23 protein-coding genes and 1 pseudogene are annotated in these 22565 nt (G+C 73.5%); 14 read left to right on the forward strand and 10 right to left on the reverse strand.

From position 1 onward, the window contains the following. The first annotated feature begins 91 nt into the window (after positions 1–91). A complete protein-coding gene (locus ACWH4W_RS24715; RefSeq protein ID WP_473078050.1) occupies positions 92–1537 on the forward strand; it encodes a glyceraldehyde-3-phosphate dehydrogenase in 1446 nt (481 codons plus the stop codon). A 198-nt stretch (positions 1538–1735) separates the two neighbouring features. On the opposite strand, the gene ACWH4W_RS24720 is transcribed toward ACWH4W_RS24715, so the two are convergent. Beyond that, the gene (locus ACWH4W_RS24720; RefSeq protein WP_473078051.1) at positions 1736–3382 is read right to left on the reverse strand and encodes an FAD-dependent oxidoreductase; all 1647 of its coding nucleotides are present in this window, start codon (positions 3380–3382) and stop codon (positions 1736–1738) included. A gap of 235 nt (positions 3383–3617) precedes the next feature. Here ACWH4W_RS24720 and ACWH4W_RS24725 point away from each other — a divergent pair, with 235 nt between their 5' ends. From ACWH4W_RS24725 to ACWH4W_RS24755, 7 genes are all read left to right on the forward strand, one after another. Continuing rightward, positions 3618–4742, forward strand: a complete 1125-nt coding sequence (locus ACWH4W_RS24725) for a SchA/CurD-like domain-containing protein (RefSeq protein WP_473079256.1) — start codon at positions 3618–3620, stop codon at positions 4740–4742. Positions 4743–4812: 70 nt separating this feature from the next. Next, complete coding sequence (locus tag ACWH4W_RS24730; RefSeq protein ID WP_473078052.1) at positions 4813–5280, forward strand: cupin domain-containing protein; 468 nt, start codon at positions 4813–4815, stop codon at positions 5278–5280. Continuing rightward, positions 5277–6545 carry a beta-ketoacyl-[acyl-carrier-protein] synthase family protein gene (locus ACWH4W_RS24735; protein WP_473078053.1) on the forward strand — a complete coding sequence of 423 codons (1269 nt, stop codon included), beginning with the start codon at positions 5277–5279 and terminating at the stop codon, positions 6543–6545. The genes ACWH4W_RS24730 and ACWH4W_RS24735 overlap by 4 nt, the downstream gene beginning before the upstream one ends. Further along, a complete protein-coding gene (locus ACWH4W_RS24740; RefSeq protein WP_473078054.1) occupies positions 6542–7786 on the forward strand; it encodes a ketosynthase chain-length factor in 1245 nt (414 codons plus the stop codon). The genes ACWH4W_RS24735 and ACWH4W_RS24740 overlap by 4 nt, the downstream gene beginning before the upstream one ends. A 26-nt stretch (positions 7787–7812) precedes the next feature. Beyond that, entirely contained in the window at positions 7813–8073 is a 261-nt protein-coding gene (locus tag ACWH4W_RS24745) for an acyl carrier protein (RefSeq protein WP_354758795.1), read from the forward strand. A 2-nt stretch (positions 8074–8075) separates the two neighbouring features. Then, on the forward strand, positions 8076–8558 hold the full coding sequence (locus ACWH4W_RS24750; RefSeq protein ID WP_366251752.1) for an SRPBCC family protein: 483 nt from the start codon (positions 8076–8078) through the stop codon (positions 8556–8558). Between the two features lie 34 nt (positions 8559–8592). After that, entirely contained in the window at positions 8593–8928 is a 336-nt protein-coding gene (locus ACWH4W_RS24755) for a TcmI family type II polyketide cyclase (RefSeq protein WP_106415489.1), read from the forward strand. A gap of 85 nt (positions 8929–9013) precedes the next feature. Here ACWH4W_RS24755 and ACWH4W_RS24760 read toward each other — a convergent pair whose 3' ends face one another. From ACWH4W_RS24760 to ACWH4W_RS24775, 4 genes are all read right to left on the reverse strand, one after another. Continuing rightward, on the reverse strand, positions 9014–10042 hold the full coding sequence (locus tag ACWH4W_RS24760) for a methyltransferase (protein WP_473078055.1): 1029 nt from the start codon (positions 10040–10042) through the stop codon (positions 9014–9016). A gap of 54 nt (positions 10043–10096) precedes the next feature. Beyond that, positions 10097–11158, reverse strand: a complete 1062-nt coding sequence (locus ACWH4W_RS24765; RefSeq protein WP_473078056.1) for a right-handed parallel beta-helix repeat-containing protein — start codon at positions 11156–11158, stop codon at positions 10097–10099. Positions 11159–11395: 237 nt separating this feature from the next. Continuing rightward, positions 11396–11998, reverse strand: a complete 603-nt coding sequence (locus tag ACWH4W_RS24770; protein ID WP_473078057.1) for a GOLPH3/VPS74 family protein — start codon at positions 11996–11998, stop codon at positions 11396–11398. Positions 11999–12094: 96 nt separating this feature from the next. Next, on the reverse strand, positions 12095–12340 hold the full coding sequence (locus ACWH4W_RS24775; protein WP_106415485.1) for a DUF5133 domain-containing protein: 246 nt from the start codon (positions 12338–12340) through the stop codon (positions 12095–12097). 120 nt (positions 12341–12460) lie between these two features. Between ACWH4W_RS24775 and ACWH4W_RS24780 the strand changes: the two genes are divergently transcribed. Beyond that, positions 12461–14359, forward strand: coding sequence for an SMI1/KNR4 family protein (locus ACWH4W_RS24780; protein WP_473078058.1), 1899 nt, complete (start codon positions 12461–12463; stop codon positions 14357–14359). 42 nt (positions 14360–14401) lie between these two features. Here ACWH4W_RS24780 and ACWH4W_RS24785 read toward each other — a convergent pair whose 3' ends face one another. The 5 genes and pseudogenes from ACWH4W_RS24785 to ACWH4W_RS24805 all read right to left on the reverse strand — a co-directional run bounded on the left by ACWH4W_RS24785 (position 14402) and on the right by ACWH4W_RS24805 (position 18418). After that, positions 14402–14647: a hypothetical protein gene (locus ACWH4W_RS24785; protein ID WP_473078059.1), complete on the reverse strand. Its 246-nt coding sequence runs from the start codon at positions 14645–14647 to the stop codon at positions 14402–14404. A 230-nt stretch (positions 14648–14877) separates the two neighbouring features. Then, positions 14878–15516 (reverse strand): LamG-like jellyroll fold domain-containing protein, encoded by a 639-nt coding sequence (locus ACWH4W_RS24790; protein WP_473078060.1) that lies wholly within the window; start codon positions 15514–15516, stop codon positions 14878–14880. Between the two features lie 397 nt (positions 15517–15913). Beyond that, positions 15914–17053 (reverse strand): alkaline phosphatase PhoX, encoded by a 1140-nt coding sequence (locus tag ACWH4W_RS24795; RefSeq protein WP_473078061.1) that lies wholly within the window; start codon positions 17051–17053, stop codon positions 15914–15916. A 13-nt stretch (positions 17054–17066) separates the two neighbouring features. Then, positions 17067–17369 (reverse strand): annotated as a pseudogene (locus ACWH4W_RS24800) (hypothetical protein); the annotation flags it as partial. A gap of 149 nt (positions 17370–17518) precedes the next feature. Continuing rightward, positions 17519–18418 carry an SGNH/GDSL hydrolase family protein gene (locus ACWH4W_RS24805; RefSeq protein ID WP_473078062.1) on the reverse strand — a complete coding sequence of 300 codons (900 nt, stop codon included), beginning with the start codon at positions 18416–18418 and terminating at the stop codon, positions 17519–17521. Positions 18419–18621: 203 nt separating this feature from the next. Here ACWH4W_RS24805 and ACWH4W_RS24810 point away from each other — a divergent pair, with 203 nt between their 5' ends. The 5 genes from ACWH4W_RS24810 to ACWH4W_RS24830 all read left to right on the forward strand — a co-directional run bounded on the left by ACWH4W_RS24810 (position 18622) and on the right by ACWH4W_RS24830 (position 22538). Further along, positions 18622–19833, forward strand: coding sequence for a PucR family transcriptional regulator (locus tag ACWH4W_RS24810; RefSeq protein ID WP_473078063.1), 1212 nt, complete (start codon positions 18622–18624; stop codon positions 19831–19833). Positions 19834–20084: 251 nt separating this feature from the next. Further along, positions 20085–20393: a hypothetical protein gene (locus ACWH4W_RS24815; protein WP_473078064.1), complete on the forward strand. Its 309-nt coding sequence runs from the start codon at positions 20085–20087 to the stop codon at positions 20391–20393. A gap of 66 nt (positions 20394–20459) precedes the next feature. Beyond that, positions 20460–20684 (forward strand): hypothetical protein, encoded by a 225-nt coding sequence (locus ACWH4W_RS24820; protein WP_473078065.1) that lies wholly within the window; start codon positions 20460–20462, stop codon positions 20682–20684. Positions 20685–20911: 227 nt separating this feature from the next. Further along, positions 20912–21562: a D-glycero-alpha-D-manno-heptose-1,7-bisphosphate 7-phosphatase gene (locus ACWH4W_RS24825; protein ID WP_473078066.1), complete on the forward strand. Its 651-nt coding sequence runs from the start codon at positions 20912–20914 to the stop codon at positions 21560–21562. Positions 21563–21608: 46 nt separating this feature from the next. Further along, positions 21609–22538 (forward strand): NAD-dependent epimerase/dehydratase family protein, encoded by a 930-nt coding sequence (locus ACWH4W_RS24830; RefSeq protein WP_473078067.1) that lies wholly within the window; start codon positions 21609–21611, stop codon positions 22536–22538. Positions 22539–22565 lie beyond the last annotated feature (27 nt).

Consider the following 22565-nt stretch of genomic DNA (forward strand, 5'->3'; position numbering starts at 1 on the left):
AGCCCCGCCGCTCCCCCGGGACGGACCCCCTCCGACCCCTCCGAGCGACATGGCTATCATATGAGCACCCTCTAGCTCGAAAGATGATGCTGTGACTGTCAACGAAGACTCGTTCATCAACTGGAAGCACCGCGAGGAGATCGCGGAGTCGATGATCCCGATCATCGGGAGGCTGCACCGGGAGCGGGACGTCACCGTCCTGCTGCACAGCCGCTCCCTGGTGAACAAGTCGGTGGTCAGCATCCTCAAGACGCACCGCTTCGCCCGGCAGATCGCCGGCGAGGAGCTCTCCGTCACCGAGACCCTGCCGTTCCTCCAGGCGCTCACCACGCTGGACCTCGGTCCGTCCCAGATCGACATCGGTCTGCTGGCGGAGGCCTACCGCGCGGACGACCAGGGCAAGTCCGTCGCCGAGTTCACCGCCGAGGCCGTCGCCGGCGCGACCGGCGCGAACAAGATCGACCGCCGTGAGCCGCGCGACGTCGTCCTCTACGGCTTCGGCCGCATCGGCCGGCTCCTCGCCCGTCTGCTGATCGAGAAGGCCGGCTCCGGCAACGGCCTGCGGCTGCGCGCGATCGTCGTCCGCCGGGGCGGTGAGCAGGACATCGTCAAGCGCGCCTCGCTGCTGCGCCGCGACTCCGTGCACGGCCAGTTCCAGGGCACGATCACCGTCGACGAGGCGAACGGCACGATCGTCGCCAACGGCAACGCGATCAAGGTGATCTACGCGAACGACCCGACCGAGCTCGACTACACCGCGTACGGCATCAAGAACGCCATCCTGATCGACAACACCGGCAAGTGGCGCGACCGGGAGGGCCTGTCGCAGCACCTGCGGCCCGGCGTCGACAAGGTGGTGCTGACCGCGCCCGGCAAGGGCGACGTGCCGAACATCGTGCACGGCGTCAACCACGACACCCTCAAGCCGGACGAGCGGATCCTGTCCTGCGCGTCCTGCACCACCAACGCGATCGTGCCGCCGCTCAAGGCGATGGCGGACGAGTACGGAGTGCTCCGCGGCCACGTGGAGACCGTCCACTCGTTCACCAACGACCAGAACCTGCTGGACAACTACCACAAGTCCGAGCGCCGCGGCCGGTCCGCGCCGCTCAACATGGTGATCACCGAGACCGGTGCCGCGTCGGCCGTCGCCAAGGCGCTGCCCGACCTGAAGGCCCCCATCACCGGCAGCTCCATCCGCGTGCCGGTGCCGAACGTGTCGATCGCCATCCTCAACCTCCGGCTGGGCCGCGCGACCGACCGCGAGGAGGTCCTCGACCACCTGCGCAACGTGTCGCTGACCTCCCCGCTGAAGCGCCAGATCGACTTCATCAGCGCGCCGGACGCCGTCTCCAGCGACTTCGTCGGCTCGCGGCACGCCTCGATCGTCGACGCCGGCGCCCTGAAGGTCGACGGCGACAACGCGATCCTCTACCTCTGGTACGACAACGAGTTCGGCTACTCCTGCCAGGTCGTCCGCGTCGTCCAGCACGTGTCCGGCGTGGAGTACCCGACGTACCCGGCCCCCGCGGCCTGAGCCACGCGCGACGGCGGGGCGGGGCCGGCGAGTCGTCCGGCCCCGCCCCGGTCCGCCCGGCTGCCCGGCTGCCCGGCTGCCCGGCGATAAGAGACAGGTCGGTGACGCGCCCCGCCCCGCCGTCCCGGGGCCGGAGCGCGTCCGCCGGGGCGGCATCGGCGGCGGGCGGGCCCGCACCGCCCCGGCGGACGCGGCCGGTCAGACGCGGGACAGCAGGGCGGTGACCGTGTCCCGCAGGGTGCGGGCCGGGTCCGCGGCCCGTCCCTCGTGGCGCCAGGCGACGAAGCCGTCGGGTCGCACCAGCACCGCGCCGTCCGGCGTGACACCGTGGGCCGCGGCCCAGTCGGCGCCCGGCTCGGGCACCAGGTCGGCGCCCTCGCCGACGCCGTACGCGTCCAGCGGCACCGGGAGCGCGGCCGCCACCTCGGCCGCGGCGGCGAGCCACGGGCTGTGCGGGGACGCCAGCAGCACGAGCGAGCGCTCGTAGAGGTCGAGCGTGGAGACGCGGGCGCCGGCGCGGTCCAGCCACAGGTGCGGTGCGCGGCTGCCGGGCTCGCCGGTCAGCGCGAGGCTCTCGGGCACCACCGGGGCCGCCGGGTCGGCGCCCAGCACCGCGCCGCTCGGGTAGCGGTAGCCGAGGGCCACGTTGAGGATGCCGCCCTTGCGCTTGGCGAGCGCCGCGGCCTCGCCGTCGGGCGTGTAGCCGGGGTGGCTGTGCTCCGCCGAGCGGGACGAGGCGCGGGCGCTGGTCGCCTCGGCGACGGGCCGGCGCTCGCGGTCGTAGGTGGCGAGCAGTCCGGGCCCGGCCCAGCCGCCCAGTACGGCGGCCAGCTTCCAGGCGAGGTTGTGCGCGTCCTGGATGCCGGTGTTGGAGCCGAACGCCCCGGTGGGCGACATCTCGTGCGCCGAGTCGCCGGCCAGGAACACCCGCTCGTCCGCGTACCGTTCGGCGACCCGCTCCGCGGCGTGCCAGGCGGCCCGGCCGGTGATGGTCACGTCCAGGTCGGGCACGCCCACCGCCCGCCGGATGTGCGCGGCGCACCGCTCGTCGGTGAAGTCCTCGAGCGTCTCGCCGTGTTCGGGGTGCCAGGGGGCGTGGAACACCCAGCGCTCGCGGTTGTCCACCGGCAGCAGCGCCCCGTCGGCCTCCGGGTTGGTCAGGTAGCAGACGATGAACCGCCGGTCCCCGACGACGCCGGCGAGGTCGCGGGAGGTGAACGTGAGGCTCACGTTGTGGAACAGGTCGCCCGGGCCGTTCTGCCCGATGCCCAGCGCCTCGCGGACGGGGCTGCGCGGGCCGTCGGCGGCGACGAGGTAGTCCGCCCGGATCCTGGTGTGCTCGCCGGTCTCCCGGCTCTTGACCAGCACCGTCACACCCTCGGCGTCCTGGTCGAAGGAGAGCATCTCCGTCCCGAAGCGCAGGTCCCCGCCGAGCTCCCGGGCCCCCTCGAGGAGCACCGGTTCCAGGTCGTTCTGGCTGCACAGGCACCACCCGCTGGGGCTGAAGCGGGCGAGCCCGCCGCCGGGGTCGATCTCCTGGAGCAGCCACTCGCCCTCGTCGCCCGCCAGGCTCGGGGTCTGCCAGATGCCGTGGTTCTCCGCCAGGACCGACGCGGCCCGGCGGATGCGCTGCTCGACCCCGGCCCCCCGGAACAGCTCCATGGTGCGTACGTTGTTCCCCCGCCCCCGCGGGTGGATCGACGTGTCCGCGTGACGTTCGACGAGCGTGTGCGGCACGCCGAGGCGTCCCAGGAACAGGGACATCGACAGGCCCACCAGGGAACCGCCGACGATGAGGACCGGCGTGCGGTGATCCACCCGGCCGGTCGTGTCCGATCGATTCATTGAAACGCCTCCAGCGTCGCCCTCGACGGGCTGTGGAATGGGACGCACCTTTCATGCCCGGTGCGGAAGGGTTCGCGTCCCGGCGGCACCCGGATGGCACGCGGTTCACCCACCTGCCCCGTGTCGCTCGCGCACACCGGAAAGTCGCGTCAACGATCAACGCATGACGATCCCGGCCCTCCAGCGGGCGCGGTGGTCGTTCCCGACCTTCCGACGAAGAGGAGAGGTGCGCCGGATGACCATGTCGGCACGCGTGTCGCAGTCGGCGTTCGACGGCTCGAGGCTGCGGGTGATCCTGCTGCTCGACCTGTACGAGGGGGCCCAGGAGCAGTTCCTCGACGCGTACGAGCACATGCGCAACAAGGTCGCGTCCGTCCCCGGTCACATCAGTGACCAACTGTGCCAGTCGATCGAGAACCCCTCGCAGTGGCTCATCACCAGCGAATGGGAGAGCGCCCTGCCGTTCCTCAAGTGGGTGAACAGCGAGGAGCACATCGCGATCGTCCGGCCGATGCATAGCTGTGTCCGGGACACCCGGTCGATGCGCTACAGCATCCTCCGCGAGACCCACCCGGAGCAGCCGCTCACCACCGAGGCCGCGCGGGCGAGCCTGCAGAAGGCGGCCCGCGTGGGCACCGGGGTCACCCGTCACGCCCTCACCTTCACCGTGAAGCCGGGCTCCGAGTCCAAGGTCGTGGACATCCTGGCCAATTACGACGCGCCCGAGACGCGCATCAACGGCATCACGCGACTGCACCGCACCTCCCTCTTCATGCACGGCAACCGCGTCGTGCGGGCCGTGGAGGTGGAGGGCGACCTGCTGGCCACCCTGTGCCACGTGGCCAGCCAGCCCGAGGTCCAGGCGGTGGAGGAGGCCATCAACCCCTATCTGGAGCAGGACCGGGACCTGACCGACTCCGACTCCGCGCGGCTCTTCTTCACCCGGGCGGCGCTCCCGGCCATGCAGCACGTGACGGCCGGCCGGCCGGAACCCGCCGGCCTGCGGCGGCACATGCTGTACTACCCGGCCGTGACGGACCGCGGCCTGGAGCTGGCCCGGTTCCTCGCCCACCAGGACGAGGCCGCCGCGAGCGACCCGGACGGCCCGGTGTACGCGAGCACCGTCTTCCAGCGCGACGACGTCGTGGTCCGCATGATCGACGTCACCGGCGAGCTCGATCTCGACCCCGCCGCCGCCCTCGGCATCAAGGGCCCGGGCAAGGCCGCCGAGCTGGAGCGTCTCCTGGACGGCGCCGCGATCGGCGTCGAGGGCTCCCTGAACTCGGAGCGCACCTTGCACCGGCTCCTGGCGCACGCCGACATGCTGCCCGTCACCGACCGCGTCTCCGCGGATTCCTGACGACCCACCGCGGTGACGTCCGCGGCCGCGGACGTCCGGACGTCACCGGAACACCCGGAGGTAACCAACCATGTCCAAGCAGCATCCACGCATCGTGGACCTGAGCGAGACGGAACCCAACCGCCGGCGCGGGGGTGACCTGAGGACCCTGCTCACCCCGGCCACCGTGGGCTCCACGAGCGGCTTCATGGGGCTGGCCGTCATCAAGCCCGGCGAGCGGATCGCCGAGCACTACCACCCCTACTCCGAGGAGTTCGTGTACGTCGTCACCGGCTCGCTGGAGGTGGATCTGGACGGCGAGCCGTTCGCGCTCCGCGCCGAGCAGGGGCTGATGATCCCGATCGACATGCGGCACCGGTTCCGCAACGTCGGCGACGAGGAGGCCCGCATGGTGTTCCACCTGGGTCCCCTCGCGCCCCACCCGAGCCTCGGGCACGTCGACACGGAGGAGACCGAAGGCGCGGTGTCCGGGCCGCAGTTGACGGTGGGCGGGCCGGAGGCGGGCCGTCCGGCCGAGCCGAGCGAGGCCATAAAGTGACCCGGCGAGTGGCCGTCACCGGTATCGGCGTGGTCGCTCCCGGCGGCATCGGAACGACGGCGTTCTGGGACCTGCTGGCGGCCGGCCGCACCGCGACCCGCGGCATCACCCTGTTCGACCCGGCGGGTCTGCGCTCGCGCATCGCCGCCGAGTGCGACTTCGACCCGTTCGAACACGGCCTGGACGCGGACCTGTGCCAGCACTCCGACCGCTACATCCAGTTCGCCGTGGTCGCGGCCCGGGAGGCGGTCCGGCAGTCCGGGCTGGACACCGGGGCCACGAACCCGTGGCGCACCGCGGTGTCGCTGGGCAGCGCGGTCGGCGGCACCACCCGGCTGGAACACGACTACGTGCTGGTCAGCGAGGGCGGTCGGCGCTGGGACGTGGACCACACCAAGGCGGAGCCGAAACTGCACCGGGCGTTCTCGCCGAGCACCCTCGCCTCCACGGTGGCCGAGCAGTTCGGCGCCCGGGGCCCGGTGCAGACGGTCTCCACCGGCTGCACCTCCGGGCTCGACGCGGTCGGCTACGCCTTCCACAGCGTCGCCGAGGGGCGGGCCGACGTCTGCATCGCGGGGGCGTCGGACTCGCCGATCTCCCCGATCACCATGGCCTGCTTCGACGCCATCAAGGCGACGTCGCCCAACAACGACGACGCCGAGCACGCGTCGCGGCCGTTCGACGCCCGCCGCGACGGGTTCGTGATGGGCGAGGGCGCGGCGGTGCTGGTGCTGGAGGAGTACGAGCACGCGCGGGCCCGCGGCGCGGACATCCTCTGCGAGATCAGCGGCTACGCCACCTACGGCAACGCCTACCACATGACCGGCCTGACCAGTGAGGGCCTGGAGATGGCCCGCGCCATCGACGGCACCCTCGACCAGGCCCGTGTCGATCCCACCCGGATCGACTACGTCAACGCGCACGGTTCCGGCACCCGGCAGAACGACCGGCACGAGACGGCCGCGGTGAAGCGGTCGCTGGGGGCGCACGCGTACGAGACGCCCATGAGCTCCATCAAGTCGATGGTGGGGCACTCGCTCGGCGCCATCGGCGCGATCGAGGTGGTCGCCTGCGTGCTCGCGCTGCGGCACCAGGCCGTGCCGCCGACGGCGAACTACGAGACCCCCGACCCGGAGTGCGACCTGGACTACGTGCCGCGCACCGCCCGCCCGCGGAAGCTGGAGCACGTGCTCTCCGTCGGCAGCGGGTTCGGCGGTTTCCAGTCCGCGGTGCTGCTGTCCGGGACGGGCGGGAGGGCACGATGAGCAAGCGGCGTTCCGGGCGTGCGGCCGTCACCGGCATCGGTGTGGTCGCACCCAACGGACTGCGGACCGACGCGTACTGGAAGTCGGTGCGTGAAGGCCTCGGCGTACTGGACCTGATCACCCGCGAGGGCTGCGAGCACCTGCCGCTGCGGGTGGCGGGCGAGGTGCGGTCCTTCGACCCGGCGGCCCTCATCGAGGACCGCTTCCTGGTGCAGACCGACCGGTTCAGCCATTTCGCGATGGCCGCGGCGGCGCTCGCCCTCGACGACGCCGGACTCGGCGGTGAACCCGACGATCCGTACTCGGTCGGCGTGGTCACCGCGGCCGGCTCCGGCGGCGGCGAGTTCGGCCAGCGCGAGCTGCAGAAACTGTGGGGCCAGGGCTCCAAGTTCGTCGGCCCGTACCAGTCCATCGCGTGGTTCTACGCGGCGAGCACCGGGCAGATCTCCATCCGCGGCGGCCTGAAGGGGCCCTGCGGGGTGGTGGCGAGCGACGAGGCGGGCGGTCTGGACTCCCTCGCGCACGCGGCCCGTGCGGTGCGGCGCGGCACCGACGTGATGGTGGTGGGGGCGGCGGAGGCGCCGCTGGCCCCGTACTCGATGGTGTGCCAGCTCGGCTACCCCGAGCTCAGCACCCTCGACGACCCCGACCGCGCCTACCGCCCGTTCACCGAGAAGGCGTGCGGGTTCGTGCCCGCCGAGGGCGGTGCCCTGCTCGTCGTCGAGGACGAGGAGCGGGCCCGTGAGCGCGGGGTGCCCGTGCGGGGTGTCGTGGCCGGTCACGCGGCCACGTTCACCGGGGAGTCCCGCTGGGCGGAGTCCCGTGAGGGCCTCGCCCACGCCATCACCGGCGCCCTCGACGAGGCGGGCGTCGCACCGGAGGAGATCGACGTCGTGTTCGCCGACGCCCTGGGCGTGCCCGAGGCGGACCGCGCGGAGGCGCTGGCGATCGCCGACGCCCTCGGCGCGCACGGCGCCCGGGTGCCGGTGACGGCGCCCAAGACCGGCTTCGGCCGCGCCCACTGCGCCGCGCCGGTGCTGGACACGGTGGCGGCGCTGCTGGCCATGGAGCACGGCCAGGTGCCGCCCACGCCCAACGTGTTCGGCATCTGCCACGACCTCGATCTGGTGACGTCGCACGCTCGCCCCGCCGAGCTGCGCACCGCCCTCGTCCTCAGCCGGGGACTGATGGGTTCCAACGCGGCGCTGGTCGTGCGCCGCGGTGACGATTCCGCCCGGTGATCCGGGCGGGGAAGGAGCAGTCACCCGTGATCACCACCGAAGTGACCTTCGACGAACTGGCCGCGCTGATGAAGCAGGCGGCCGGCATCACCGTCGACCCCGAGGAACTCAAGGACGCCGCGGAGTCCCCCTTCGACTCCTTCGGTCTCGACTCGCTCGGCCTGCTCGGCATCGTCGGTGAGCTGGAGAACCGGTACGGCGCCTCCCTGCCGCCCGACTCCGAGCGCTGCAGGACGCCCCGCGAGTTCCTGGACCTCGTCAACAGCACCCTCACGGCTGGAGCCTGAAAGTGGCAGGACACACCGAGAACAGCATCACCATCGACGCTCCCTTCGACCTCGTCTGGGAGATGACCAACGACCTGGAGAACTGGCCGCGGCTGTTCAGCGAGTACGCGTCGGTGGACATCCTCTCCCGGGAGGGCGCCACGACGACGTTCCGGCTGACCATGCACCCGGACGAGAACGGCAAGGTGTGGAGCTGGGTGTCGGAGCGCACCCCGGACCGCGAGAAGCGGAGGGTGCGCGCCCGCCGCGTCGAGACCGGCCCGTTCGCCCACATGGACATCCTGTGGGAGTACGAGGAGGTGCCGGGCGGCATCGAGATGCGCTGGACGCAGGACTTCGCGATGAAGCCCGACGCGCCGGTGGACGACGCCTGGATGACGGACAACATCAACCGCAACTCCCGCACCCAGATGGCGCTCATCCGGGACAGGATCGAGCAGGCCGCCCGCGAGACCGAGACCGCGTCCGTCGCGTCCTCGCGCTGAGCACCGGTCCCGCCGGGGACCCGGAAGGAATCCCATGCACCACGCCCTGATCGTCGCCCGGATGAAGCCCGGCTCGGCGCCGGACATCGCCGACGTGTTCGCCGCGTCGGACCGAGGTGAGCTGCCTCACCTGGTCGGCGTCAGCCGGCGCAGCCTCTTCCGGTTCGGGGACGACGTGTACCTGCACCTCATCGAGTCGGAGCAGGACCCGGCGCCCGCCATCGCGAAGGTGGCCTCGCACCCCGAGTTCCGCCGCATCAGCCAGGAGCTGGAGGCGTACGTCAGCCCGTACGACCCGGCCACGTGGCGCGGCCCGAAGGACGCCATGGCGCAGTGCTTCTACCGCTGGGAGCGCGGCGCCGGCTCCTGAGCCGCCGCACACACGAAGGCCCGAGGCCGCCGGTTCCGCGTCAGTCGCGGAGCCGGCGGCCTCGAGGTGTGCGCGGGCCTCGGGATCAGCCGGGGACGGTGCACTCGAAGGCGTGCAGGTAGGCGTTGACCGGGCGGATCTCGCCGATGACCAGGCCCGCCCCGGTGAGCCGGTCCACCATGCTCTGCCGGGTGTGCTTGGCGCCCCCGACGTTCAGGAGCAGCAGCAGGTCCATGGCGGTGGTGAAGCGCATGGACGGGGTGTCGTCGACCAGGTTCTCGATCACCACGACCCGGGCGGCGGGGCGCGCCGACCGGCGGATGGCGGCCAGCACCCGGCGGGTGCTGTCGTCGTCCCACTCCAGAACGTTCTTGATGACGTACACGTCCGCTGCGACGGGCACCTCCTCGCGGCAGTCACCGGCCACGACGCGGGCCCGGGCGGCGAGCGCCCCGCCGTCCCGCAGCCGGGGGTCGGCGTTCTCGACGACGCCGGGCAGGTCGAGCAGGGTGCCGTGCAGGTGGGGATGCTTCTCCAGGAGGCCGGCCAGGACGTGGCCCTGGCCGCCGCCGATGTCCGCCACGGAGGCGGCGTCGCCCAGGTCCAGGAGCCTGGCCACGTCCCGCGCGGACTGCTCGCTGGAGGTGGTCATGGCCCGGTTGAAGACGTGGGCGGACTCGGGCGCCGACTCGTTGAGGTAGGTGAAGAACTCCCGGTCGTACACGTCCTCGAAGACGTTGCCGCCGGTGCGCACCGCCTCGTCGAGCCGGGGCCACACGTTCCAGGTCCAGGGCTCGGTGCACCACAGGGCGATGTAGTGCAGGCTGTGCGGGTCGTCCTCGCGCAGCAGCCGGGACATGTCGGTGTGCTCGAAGGTGCCGTCGGGGTTCTCGGTGAAGACGCCCTGGCACGACAGCGCGCGCAGCAGCCGCCGCAGGGTGTGCGGCTGGGTCTTCACCGCCGCCGCCAGGTCGTCGACGGTCAGGGGGTCGTCGTCCAGCGCGTCGGGCACGCCCAGGCGGACGGCGGCGCGTACGGCGGCCGCGCAGGCCGCCCCGAACACGATCTCCCTCAGCCGCATGGGCGGCGGGGGAGCCGGATCAACGGTGGTCATCCGTTGCCTCGCTTCTGCTGTGGTGCCGTGGGTGGGGGGGGGAGGGCGGTCGGGTCAGCACATTCCGGCGGGTTCGGAGAGTGTGCAGGTGTTGTGGCTGAAGGTGTTGGTGGTGGCGGTGTCGCGGTTGGCGAGGTCGGCGGGGCTGTTGCCGGTCACCAGGTTGTCGCGGACGTCGTTGCGCTCGCCGGGCGTGCCGACGAGGCTCTTGAAGAGCACGATGCCGCCGGAGAGCGGGGAGGCGCCCTTGTTGTTCTCGACCCGGTTGAACGCCACCCGGGTCTCCTCGACGCCGGTGAGGACGATGCCCGAGCCCTGGAGGAAGGGCAGCCGGGGTGTCGCGGCGCAGTGCTTGTTGTTGGCGTGGACGTGGTTCCAGGAGACGTCGAGGTGTCCGGCGCGGGGCTCGGTCTCGTCGCCGACGACGAACACGGCGGCGCAGTTGCCGGTGGCCTCGTTGTGGTCGACGCTGAGGTTCCGCAGCCGCCGCACGGTGACGCCGATCCGGTTCCCCGCCGTCTCGTTGTGGCGGATCACCGTCTTCTTCGCGTCGCGCGCGCCTTCCTCGGTGTCGACGGTGTTGGCCACGAACAGGCCGGCGTCGCCGTTCTCGCGGGTGACGTTGTGGCTGATCACGCTGCGCGTGGAGCGTTCGGCGGCGATGCCCCACCGGCCGTTCTTCTCGGCGGTCACGAACCGCACCTTCAGGTTCTCGGTGCCGGTGGCCCACACGCCGTTCTTCGCGAACCCGCGCACCGTCAGGGACCGTACGGAGACGTTCTCGAGGGGCTTCTCGTCGGTGCCGGTGACGCAGACGCCGTTGCCCGCCTCGGCACAGGCGGACGTCCCGGGGCTCGCGGGGGGCTCCAGGACGGTGCGGCCGGCGGCGTCGCCGCGCAGGGTGATGCCGGAGCGGGTGATGTCGACGCTCTGCTGGTAGGTGCCGGCGGCGATCAGCACGGTGTCCCCGGACCGGGCCGCGTCCACGGCCTTCTGGATGGACTGCCCGGGCTGCACGCGGTGCACGGTCGTCAGATGGGTCGAGGGCGCGGCGCCGATCCCCGCCGCGACGACGGCGGTGGCGCAGGCGGCGTACGCGATGTGACGTCTGTTCATGAGGCCGAAGCTATGAGCGGCCCTGGTGGCCCGCCACCGGTGATCACCCAGCCGGACGCGGGCTCGCGGGTGTCGTCGTCGCGCCCTGTTCCGTCCGTCCGCGGCACCGGTTCCGCGACCTCCCACCTGGCCGCTCACCCGTTCGACCGGTGGGCCGGGCGCCCCCGCCGCCGCATCGGAACGCGGCCCCGGCGTCGTACCGCCCGGCCGCCCGCCGCCGGGGCGGGCGGACGCCGGTCAGTTGCCGCGCCAGATGTTGTCGAAGGCCGCGGCCTCGATGGCGCGGCGCTGCCGTTCGCCGGCCAGTTCCGTGACCGCCTGGAGTACGGCGGCCAGCACCGCCGTGTGGTCGTCGGCGAGCCCGTCCGGCTCGTCGCCGCCCCGCTCGGTCAGTCCGGCGGCGGCCGCGAGGGCGCCGAGCACGGGGTCGCCCGATGTCCAGCGCTCTCTCGCCGCCCTGGCCCCCGACGGGTCCGCCGGTGCGGTGTTCTGCCGCCGCAGCGGGTTGCGGCTCCGCCGCTCGGGCGCGAGCAGCCCTTCCGCCTCCAGTACGGACCGGTAGCGGGCCGCGAGGCCACGGCCACGGCGCCAGAGCCAGTCCTCCACGGTCTCGCCGGGTCCGCCGTCCGCCAGCCGCCGCGCGGCCTCGGACAGCAGGGGGTCGTCGGCCGGCGCGGACCCGCCGGGGACCAGGCGGACGCCGTCGAGGGTGAGGGTTCCGGCGCCGAGGAGGTCGATCAGTTCCGCCCCGGCGAGGGCGAGCGACAGATCCCCCTGCTCCACGACGGCGCCGTCCCGCGGGTCGGCGGCGACGAGGGCCAGGTCACGCGCTGTGGTCATGAGCGACTCCGGTGCGGGCGGAAGGACGTTGCCTCAACGGTCGCACACCCGCACCCGCCCGGCGTGTCCCCGCCGGTCCCCGCTTCCGGGAGTCCTTCACGCGGCGAGCGTCTCGTCCGCCTGGCGGAGGCCGGCGCGGCCCGCCCGGTACTGCTCGAGCAGGGCGTCGGCGGCACGCAGGGCCTGCTCGGCGGTACGGGAGCCGGTCATCACGCACAGCGTGTAGGTGGCGTCCTCGAGCGCGCGGCTGGTGTGGCCGGTGGGCAGCACGTCGTGCTCGATCCGCGCCTGCGCGAACCGGGCCAGCACCGCACGCAGCTCCTTCTCCGCCGGCATGATCATGGTCGTTTCCTCTCCCCTCGTCGAAGGCCGTCCCACAAGCGGGGCGCCAGGCTTGCGATTGCCCCGCCCAAAGAGGTCCATGCCTGTCGGTCTGTCAGTGGCGGGTGACAACATCGGCGCATGACGGGACACACGGTCTTCGACTGGCGGACCTTCCTGCTGCGGTGGAGCGGCGAGTGGGCGGACTCCCTGCCGCACGACGAGGCGCGGTCCCCGGATGACGAGGCGGCGCGGCGGGCGCGGTGGCTGGGCTTCCCGCCCGCGTCGCAGGAGCGGGTCGCGGCGATGGAGGAGCGCCTCGGCCGGCGCATGCCTCCGTCGTACCGGGCCTTCCTCCGGATCACCGACGGCTGGCGGCACGCGGGCGGGTTCGTGTGGCTGCTGGCGGGGACGGCGGACGCGCGCTGGCACGCCAACGAGTCGGAGCTGGCGGACGTGTACGAGGAGTACCTGGACGAGGACGCCGGCCCGGAGGAGCGGCGGAAGGCGGGCATCTGGCGGCGCGGACTCCAGCTCGACGTGCGGTCCGACGCCACCTACGTCCTGCTGGACCCGGAGGACGTGGACGAGGACGGCGAGTGGGCCGTGTACACCTGGGCGAGCTGGCGTGCCGACGCGCCGGAGCGGCACCCGGACTTCCGGTCCTTCATGGAGGCGATGTACCGGGAGTTCCACCGTCTCCGGGCGCACCGCACCGACCGGGAGCCCGCGTTCGTCAACGACACGACCCGGGAGCTGGACGCCCGGGTGGCCGAGGCCCGCCGGGACGCGCTGCGCGGCGACTGGGAGAGGGCGCTGAAGACGCTGGACGAGGCCGGGGAGTACGGCAGACCGCGGGCCAGGGGCCTGGGCGACCAGATACGCCGCCTGCTCGGCAGGACTTACATGGTGGACTTCCCCGACGTGGTGACCGACCCGAGGTACGCCCCCGAGCTCCTGCCTCCCCTGGTGGCCGAGCACGCCGCCCACTCCTACCGCGGCGACACCTCCCTGACCTTCCCCCTACGGGGTGCGGACGACGCCCTGGTGTCCCGGGCCTTCGCGATCCTGGAGCAGGTGCGCGCCGGCACGTACCGGTACACGGCCCCCGGTCCCTTCGGCGAAGCGGTCGACCGGGCACGCGAGCTGGCCCGCTGGGGCGACACCGACCGGGCGTGGCGCACGTTGACGGACGCCCTGCCCCTGTGGCGGCCACTGGGCCCGGACCACTTGGCGCCCCTCGGCTGGGTGGCCGACCCGGTCCTCGGTCCGCTGCTCACCGTGGAACGGGGCCGCGAACTGCTGGCCACGCCCAGGGGCGGACACCCGGGAGAGGCGCCCGCCCCGACGCCCGGCCTCGACCCGCCCGGCCTGGCCTGGCTCGCGGATCCCGGACCGGGAGGCGGACGAGAGCCCTACCGCTTCGTCCTGGTGGAAGGAGTGGAGCCGGAAGACCTGCCCGCGCGTCTGGGCGACGAGAACGCGGAAGGTGCGGCGCTCGACACCCCCAGGACCCTCTGGGAGGCGCGGCAGCACCTGCCGCGCAGCCCGAGGGAGTCCTCGTCCTACGACGACAGGCCGGTCATGGCGGTCGGCCGGGCCGGCGCCGGATGGAGCTTCGCCTTCGACGGGGACCCGGCGCCGTTCGCCCCTCAGCGCTTCGTCTCCCCCGCCGCGGCCGCCGCTGCGGGCACCCGCGCGGTGGTGGTGTGGGGCGACCTCGGGGCCCGGCGCGGGAAGTCGTTCTTCCACCTCTCGATGGCACGCGACGGCACGCAGGAGTACGCCTTCACCTATGCGGACGGCGAGATCCGGCGCACCGGTGACATCCCCCGGGCACTGGACCCGGACCGCTTCTTCGCCGTACCCGGGACCGGCGCCGCGGCGGAACGGCCGCTGCTGGAAGCCGTGGCCGAGCACTTCGGCGTCCGTCTCCCCCGCCACGCTCTCCGGAACGGCCGTCTGCACACCGTCACCACTCGTTCGTGGATCCGGCCGCCGGGGGACGGTGAGACGTACCTGGTGTGGTCCATGGCGTGAGGACGCCGGTCGCGGGGCCCGCCCCGCGTGGCCGGCCGACGGTCACGAACCCTGGCGGTCCTCGGTGTCCCCGCTCGCCTCGTCCTCGGCGTCCGCGGGGGCCTCGACCCCCTCCAAGGGGTTGCCCGCCGTCGTGCCGCGGCCCGTCTGGTAGCCCTCCTTGGCGCTCCCCTCGCCCGGGATCGTCCGGTCCTGCGCCTGCTGCTCACCGCCCGAGTGGGCGCCGGGCTCCTCGCCGCTGCGCGCCCGGCCGTAGCGGTCGGTGTCCTGGTCCTGCTGCCCGGTCATGTCCGTTCCTCTCGTCGGCGTCGGCGGCCCGCCGGGTTCCCGGTGACGGACGACGCGAAACGCCCACCGCGGCATGAGGCCGGCGCGGACACCGCGGGGGAGCCCCGTCGGCCGTTGCCGTTCTCCGAGCAGGCCGTTCGAGCAGTCGGACCGGTCGCCCGGAGCCGCCCGCGAGCCGGGACCTCCCGGCGCGTGTGCCCGTGCGCCGGCAAGTCCGGGCTCCGGCCGGGTCAGGGCCGGAGCAGGCCGCCGATCTCCCCCTCGGTGAGGGCACGGTCGAAGACCATGACGTCCTTGATGCCGCCCGGAAAGTGATCGACCGGCCTTCTGCCGTAACGGCCCCGGCCGATGACGAAGGGCCCCTCGGACACGATCAGGATCCTGTCGCGGATCGCACCCTCCTGGGCGCCGTTCACGAAGAGGCGCAGCTCCCCGGCGACGCTGTCGCAGACACCGGTCAGATGGGTCCACGCACCGGCGACCGGGACGGACGTCGGCGTGACGCGCAGGTCCGGGCGGGCGAAGGCCCAGCGGCCCTCGTCGGAGGAGTACTGGAGGTGGAAGCCGCTGGTTTCCTCGCCGTCCTGGCTGACCGCGGTGACGAAGTGCGGAGGGATCACACCGAGCCGGACCCACGCACCGACGGTGAAGCTGCCGCGTGCCGTGTCGATCACCGCGCCTTCGGTGGCCACTTCACTGCTGAACCCGTTGAACTCGGCGCCCTCACCGTGGCGCGTTCCCCATCTGACCGCCGTGGCCGTGGCGTGGTGGCGTCCGGCGGCGTCCGCCGCCCGTGTTCCGGAACGTTCGTCGAGCCGCCAGGCCGCGACGGGGCGGGGCGCCACGGGCACCGGACCGGGTCCGGACACGGCCCCCACGGGGACCGGACCGGACCGACGCAGCTTACGGGAGCGCGGTCTTGCCGGCGGACCGGCAACTGCCGGACTCCGATCCGCCGTTGGGAGCGGAGGCCACCGTCGGACCGGCTGCCGGCCGGCCGCGGGGAAGGCGCCGAAAGGCGCGACGGCTCCGGCGGGAGCCTGCTCGCAGGACCGGCGGCGACGGAGGGGAGCCGCCGACACGTACCACGCTTCCCGCCGGCGGTGGAGACGGCCCGCGAAGGAGTCATCGCCCGGCCGGCCCCGGCGGTCCACCACCGCCTCACGGCCGAACGCCCGTGGCGCCGCCGGGCGGCCCGGGCGCCTTGAGCCGCCGGATCCGGGGCCCCTGGGGCGGGCCCGGTCGCCGGCCGGGGCCCGCGGGGCCTCAGTGCCGGAACGGGCCGCGGACCTCGTACGTCACGCCGCCCGAGCCGCTGATCTCGCCGCTCGTGCCGCGCTGGGAGGAGAAGTAGAGGCGGCTGCCGTCCGGGGAGAAGGCGGGACCGGTGATCTCGGAGTCGGGGTGGCCGTCGACGCGCAGGACCGGGGCGACCACGCCGTCCCGGGTGATGATGTTGATCTCCATGTTCCCGCCGTCCTCGGCGACGTAGAGGTCCCCGGCGGCCGTGCCGGTGATGTTGTCGACCCCGGTGAGGGTGCCGTCGCTGTTGTAGACGGACGTGATCGTCGAGTCCCGGGTGTCGTACGCCCAGACCTGACGGTCGCCCTTGGCGGTGAAGTAGCAGATGCCCTCGGCGTAGTGGCAGCCCTCGCCGCCGTCGAAGTGGCGGGCGGCGGAGAGCTGCCTGCGGGTCTGGACCAGCGGCGCGGACGGGTTCGGCACCTCGCGCCACTCCACGCCGTCGCCCGAGGTGGTGCACGCCACGTCGAGGCGGCCGGTGGACAGGTCGCCCCAGGTGTCGGGCGTGAAGCGGTAGAAGCAGCCGTCGTCCTCGTCCTCGGTGAGGTAGACGACCCGGTGGTCGGGGTCGCAGGCGGCGGCCTCGTGCTTGAAGCGGCCCATGGCGTGGTGCGCGACGGCCCCCTTCCGCCCGTACGGGTCGGTCTCGAAGACCCGGCCCCGGAAGGTCTCCTCGCAGGACAGCCACGTGTTCCAGGGAGTCGCGCCGCCCGCGCAGTTGAGGTTGGTGCCCGACAGGATGCGGTAGGCGCGGTCCACGGAGCCGTCGGCGCGGAAGCGGATGGCGGAGGCGCCGCCCAGGAGCGGTATCTCGGAGTTGGAGACGTAGATCCAGCCGTCGCCGTCGGCGTAGCAGGCGCCGCCGTCGGGCGCCGAGTGCCAGATGATGCCGCCGACGGGCCGCAGCGAGCGGGCGACGACGCGGCTGGTGAACCCGGCGGGCAGGGCCACCCCGTTGGCGTCCGGGGCGAGGAGCGGCCCGTACGGACTGCCCGGGGCCGCGCCGGCCGGGGCGGCGTGGCCGGCCTGTTGCCACAGGGTGCCGCAGAGGACGGCGGCGCCGGTTCCGGCGGTGACCGTGCGGAGGAAGGAACGTCGCTGCATGGGGCCTCTTCCGTCAGGGGGCGGGGATGGCGGTGCAGGGGGCGCCGCCGCAGACGTCCAGGACCCACCCGGTGGTCAGGAAGACGGCCTTCTGCTGGCGCGCGGAGGGCGTGTTCCGGGGGTCGGAGTGCGGGTCCTGCCCGTACTCGGGTGCCGTGGGCGGTGTGTTGGTCAGGGGCGGTGTGGGGGTGCCGCTGTCCCAGACGACCATCGCGGAGCCGCCCCGGAAGGGCGGGTCGGCGGTGCGGATGCCCCAGTGGGGCACCCGGTCGGGGCTGCGGCCGGGTGCGAGCGCCGGGGCGTGGAGCCGGGCGCCGCCGCGGGCGGCGTCAGGACACCGCCCGCCGCGGCCAGCAGCGCGGCCAGCGCGAGCCGCAGAGCGCGTGGCGCCCGCGCCGGCCGGGCCGGCCGTGGGGCCCGCTCCCGGCGCCGCCGCAGCGGCCGGCCTCTCAGGTGCGGCATCCGTCAGGCGCCCGTGATGTGATCGCCGATCAGCCGCGCGTACGCGGCCTCACCGGCCGCGTTGGGGTGCAGCGGCGCCGCCGGTGAGGTGGGCACATAGCCCTCGATCCAGCGACGGCTCGGCGCCTGGCAGGCGTCGTGGCCCGCGCTGGGCGTGCGCAGATCGACGTACTCGGCGCCGTGGGCCGCGGCCTGTTCGGCCAGGATCCCGTTCAGCCGGTCCACCGCCCCCTGGAGATAGTCGGCGTCCACACCGAGCACCGGCTGCACCGGCCAGCATCCGCCCGGCTTGATGTAGAGCCCGTACCCCGCCACGATCACCCGGGCGTCCGGCGCCTTCGCGCGGATGCCTGCGAGCACGGCCGCCACCTTCGGCGCGGCGGAGTCCACGCGCTGCGCGACCCGGTCCACACCGCCCTCGGTGTGACCCGTCTTGCACGGCTCCGCGGTCGGGTCCAGCCGCATGCAGTCCTGGGCGATGCCGACCAGGCCCGCGTCGTTGCCGCCGATGGTGAGCGTGACCAGGGTCGTGTCCGCGCTCAGCGCGTCGAACTGCGGCGGCGCCTCGCCCATGTCCAGGTCCAGCAGGGACAGCCCCTGAGGCCGCGTCATGTGGTCCGTCTTCGCCCCACTGCACGTCACGTCGCGGAACTCGGCGACGTCCAGCCGCTCCGCCAGCTCGTGCGGGTAGTTCTGCGTGGACCGGCCACAGGCCAACGGCCCGGTGGGCCACGGGATCAGCGGCCCGGACGCCATCGAGTCACCGAGGGCCACGTACACCTCCCCCGCCGCGGACTCGGCGGCGGTGGCGGCGGGCGCTCCCGCCAGCAGCCCGGCCACCAGACCCGCGCCGAGCGCGCATCTGACCAGACGGGCGATTCCCTTGCGGTACGACGTGTTCACTGCGGCTCCCAAGTCCCGAGGACGGCATGACGGCAAGCTGTGCAACGCGCGGTACAGGAGAAACGGTGCGAATACGCTTCCGGGACGACGGGTGCGGATCCGCGACGGCGTCGGAGCTGGAGCGGAAGGTGCCGCCGGTCATCTTGCAGCCTTCCGGGGCCCTGCTTAACTGGGCGGTGACGCAGACTTCAACGGGGGTCCTTGTGACGCGTGACAACTCCGGTCCGCACCTGTGCGTCGCGGGCCGTCCCGCCGCCGCCCGACTCCGTGCCGCCGCACCCGCCCTGACCCGCCGTATCATCGCCCGCCTGCGCACCGAACTCCCCGCCTACGCCGAGCTGCCCGGCGAGGCACTGACCGGCGACATCGCCGACATCGTCCAGCACAACCTGCGGATGCTCGCCGACTCCCTGGAACACCGGCGCCCGCCCGACGACACCGAACTCGTCCGGCAGCGGGACTCCGCCGGCCAGCGCGCCGAGGAGGGCGTACCGCTGGACGCCATCCTCACCGCCTACCACCTGGGCACGACCATGTGCTGGCAGGAACTGTCCGCCGGCGCCCGCCCCGGCGAACTCCCCGACGTGATCCGGACCGTGACCCACATACTGACGCTCCAGCAGTACGTCACCTCGGCCGTCAGCGCCGGTTACCTGGAGGCCCGCCGAGCCCTGGACAGCGAAGAACACCGCGGCCGTCACGCCCTGATGACGGCCCTGCTCGCCGGAGACCCGGCCGAGGGCGGCAGCGAACGCTACGTCGCCCTGACCCTCGCCCTCGCCCCGCACCCCGACGAGACCGGCGACGGCCCCGGCGCCCGGATCGCGGCCCGGCGCAAGCTCCGCCGGGTCCGCTCGGCTCTCGACGCCCACGGGGGCGAGCCGCCCCTGACCGCCCTCGGCCCCGACGGCGGCACCGTCCTGCTCCCCGCCGCCGCGCCCCCGCCCTGGACGGAACTCGCCGCGCTCGTGGCCCGTACCGCGGACGCCGCCGGCGTGCCGGTGACCGCCGCGGCCGAGACGGCCGAACCGCCCGGGATACCGGCGGCCGTCGCCCGTACCGCCGAGGTCGTCGCCCTCGTACGCCGCTCCGGCCGGCCGCCCGGCCTGTACCGGCTGGCCGACGTCCTCCTGGACTACCAGTTGAGCCGCCCCGGCGAGGCCCTGCACGGCCTGGCCTCCCTGCTGCGGCCCCTGGAGGACAAACCGGAACTCCTGCGGACCCTGGAGACCCACCTCGCCCGCGAACTGGACCGCCGCGCCACCGCCGCGGCGCTCCACATCCACCCCAACACGGTCGACTACCGGCTGCGCCGCATCACCACCCTCACGGGCCTGTCCCCGACCCGCCCCCTGGACCTCCAGCACCTGGGCGCGGCCCTCGTCGCACGCCGGTCGCTGCGCCCGGAGGGCTGACTCCCCCGGAGCCGTGCGTGTGCGCACCGCCGCTCCCGGCGCGCACACGCCCAGGGGCCCGAAAGCGGTCCCGGCCCGGTCGACCGCGCGGCCGGGCAGTGAGCACCGCGTCCTTCCGGCACGGTGGCCGCGCGCAGGGCCGGCCCTCGGACCATGTGGCCCCGCCACACGCGCGCCTGGCCTGCGGGTTCCTACGGTGTGGCGACACGCAGACGTCCCCGGCGGAGGGCTGTGCCGTCATACCCGTACGCGTGGGTCCGGTTCCCCGGCCCGACAACGACTACGACACGCGTGCCGTGTCGGCCACCGCCCCGCCCGGCCACGGCGGGTCCGTCCTCGACCGGCACATGGGGTGTCTCCACAGCAGCGCGCTGCACGTCACGAGCCAGAGCATCCGCGACCTCACCGAGGAGGCCGGGATGCCCGTCGGCTGCCACGGCTGGACAGAGCTCCACGACCTCGAGGACGACGGCCGCCTCTACGACGACGAGGACGGCGAAGGCGGTGAGGACGAGGACGACGCGCTCGGGGGACCCAGCCGCCATGAGCTGGTGTCGTAGGCGGAGCAGAAGGCTTTCGGGTACGCGGTCGGTTCCGTACGGGTCCTGCTGCACGGGCGTCGGGCCGTGCGCGCCCTCGTGGACGCGTGCCTGGTCGCTCGTCGGCGGGAGGCCCACCCGTGCACGGGGAGGGAGCCGGCCCCGGCCGGGGTCGAGCAGGGCCTGCGCCGGGCGCTCGCCGAACGGCTCGCCGTCCGGCTGCGGACCGGTCTGAGCCACCGCGCCGCCGGCGGGGCCCGGGGCCGGGAGACCGAGCGTGACCGCTTCCGCTCCGGGCGGCGGTCGCCGTGACGGCCGGACGGGCACGCCGGGCACGGGCGGGGAGGTGGTGAACCGGGTGAGGCCACCGGCCGGTTCCGGTGGCGGTCCGGCTAAGCTCCGACCGAGCGCGGAGACAGACGCCGTCGGAGCAGGTCGACGACCGCTCGCGGCCGTGCCGCGTGTGAACGGGGACCGGGCCGCCCGTGCGGCCCGGCCTGCGCAGCAACCGTGTCCGTCGAAGCGGGAGCAGACCCACCATGACCACCGACCGGCCTTGCGTGATGATGCGGCACCGTGACGAGCGGGCGTCGCGCGCGGGACGACCGACCGTCTTCCTCGACCGTGACGGCGTGCTGATCGAGAACCGTCGCACCCACGTGCGCCGGGCGTCCGATGTCGCCCTGATCCCGGGAGCGGTGGACGCCGTGCGCCGCCTGAGCGAGTGCCGTGACGTGGTCATCGTGACCAACCAGGCGGTCATAGAACGCGACTCGGCGCCGGCGGAGGAGATCCTGGCGATCCACCGCTCCCTCGTCGACACGCTCACGGCCGCGGGCGCGGACATCGTGGGATCCGTGATCTGCCCGCACGATCCCCTCAGCCGCTGCGCGTGCCGGAAGCCCGAGCCGGGGATGCTGATCGCCGCTTCACGCGCCTGGGGGTGCCGCCTGGAGGGCAGTTGGATGGTCGGCGACGCGATCACCGACATCCAGGCAGGGGTCGCGGCCGGGTGCAGGACCATGCTCGTCCGGACGGGCCGCGGCGCGGCCCACGAAAGCAACACCCGTCAGGTTCACCCGGATTGCGTCATAGCCGCCTCCCTGCCCGCTGGCGTCGACCGGCTGCTCGCCCGACCCGGCGCCCCCCTTCACGAGGCTCCGCGCGACCAGCCGGTCGACCACCGGTGATTGACTGACCATGACGATACGAGTGAACTCCAGGGAGACGGACACGATGACTCACCGGGCACTGGTGACCGGGGCGGCGGGAACGATAGGCGAGGCGGTCGTCGACGAACTGGTCCGGCGCGGCTTCGAGGTGGACGCGTGGGACCTCGTCGAGCCGCGCCCGGGTCCGGGAGTCACCACCGCCGGCGTCGACTTGCGCCTGCCGGTCGATCCCGCACTGGTACGGGACTACCGTCTGGTCGTCCACCTCGCCTCGGTCACCGAGAACCGTGACGACCGGTCGAGTCTTCTCGATCACCTCGATTCGCTCAGCATGACGGCCCACCTCCTCGACGCCCTCGCCGAGCGCGCTCCGGGCGCCGTGGTGACCACCTCGAGTCAACTGGTCTACGCATCCGGCCGGCAACACCCCGACGAGCAGGCTCCGGTGGCGGCCACGACCGGGTTCGCCGCCGCCAAGATCGCCTCGGAGGCGTTCCTCGAGGCCTACGGGCACCGCAGCGGCGTACCGACCGCGGCGTTTCGGCTCGCCAACATCGTCGGACCGACCACACGCCGCGGCGTCGTCCACGACTTCGTGCGCCGGGCCGGTGAGGCCGCCGGCACGGGCGGTACCGTCGAGATCACCGGTTCCACCCACCACCGCCGCTCCTTCCTGAGCCTGGCGGACTGCGCGTCGGCCGTCGTCGAACTCTCCGACGCCCTGCCCGGCTCGGCGCAGGGACAGCAGGTCTTCAACATCGCGAACTTCGACAGCGTCTCGATCGCGGACGTGGCGGATGCCGTCGCGACGGTCACCGGCGTCACGTTCGCCGTGGAGAAGGACAGCGACCAACTGGCCTGGCGCGGCGACGCCGGCACGGTACTGCCGGACACCGCCCGGCTGGCCGCCACGGGCTGGAGGCCCCGGGCGTCGTCCCGGGAGGCCGTGCGCCAGGCGGCAGCCGGCCTGTGGGCGTCGCGGGCGGGCCGATGACGGGCCCGCAGCCGACCCCGGGCACCG

The sequence above is a fragment of the Streptomyces sp. DSM 120436 genome (genome assembly GCF_055778765.1).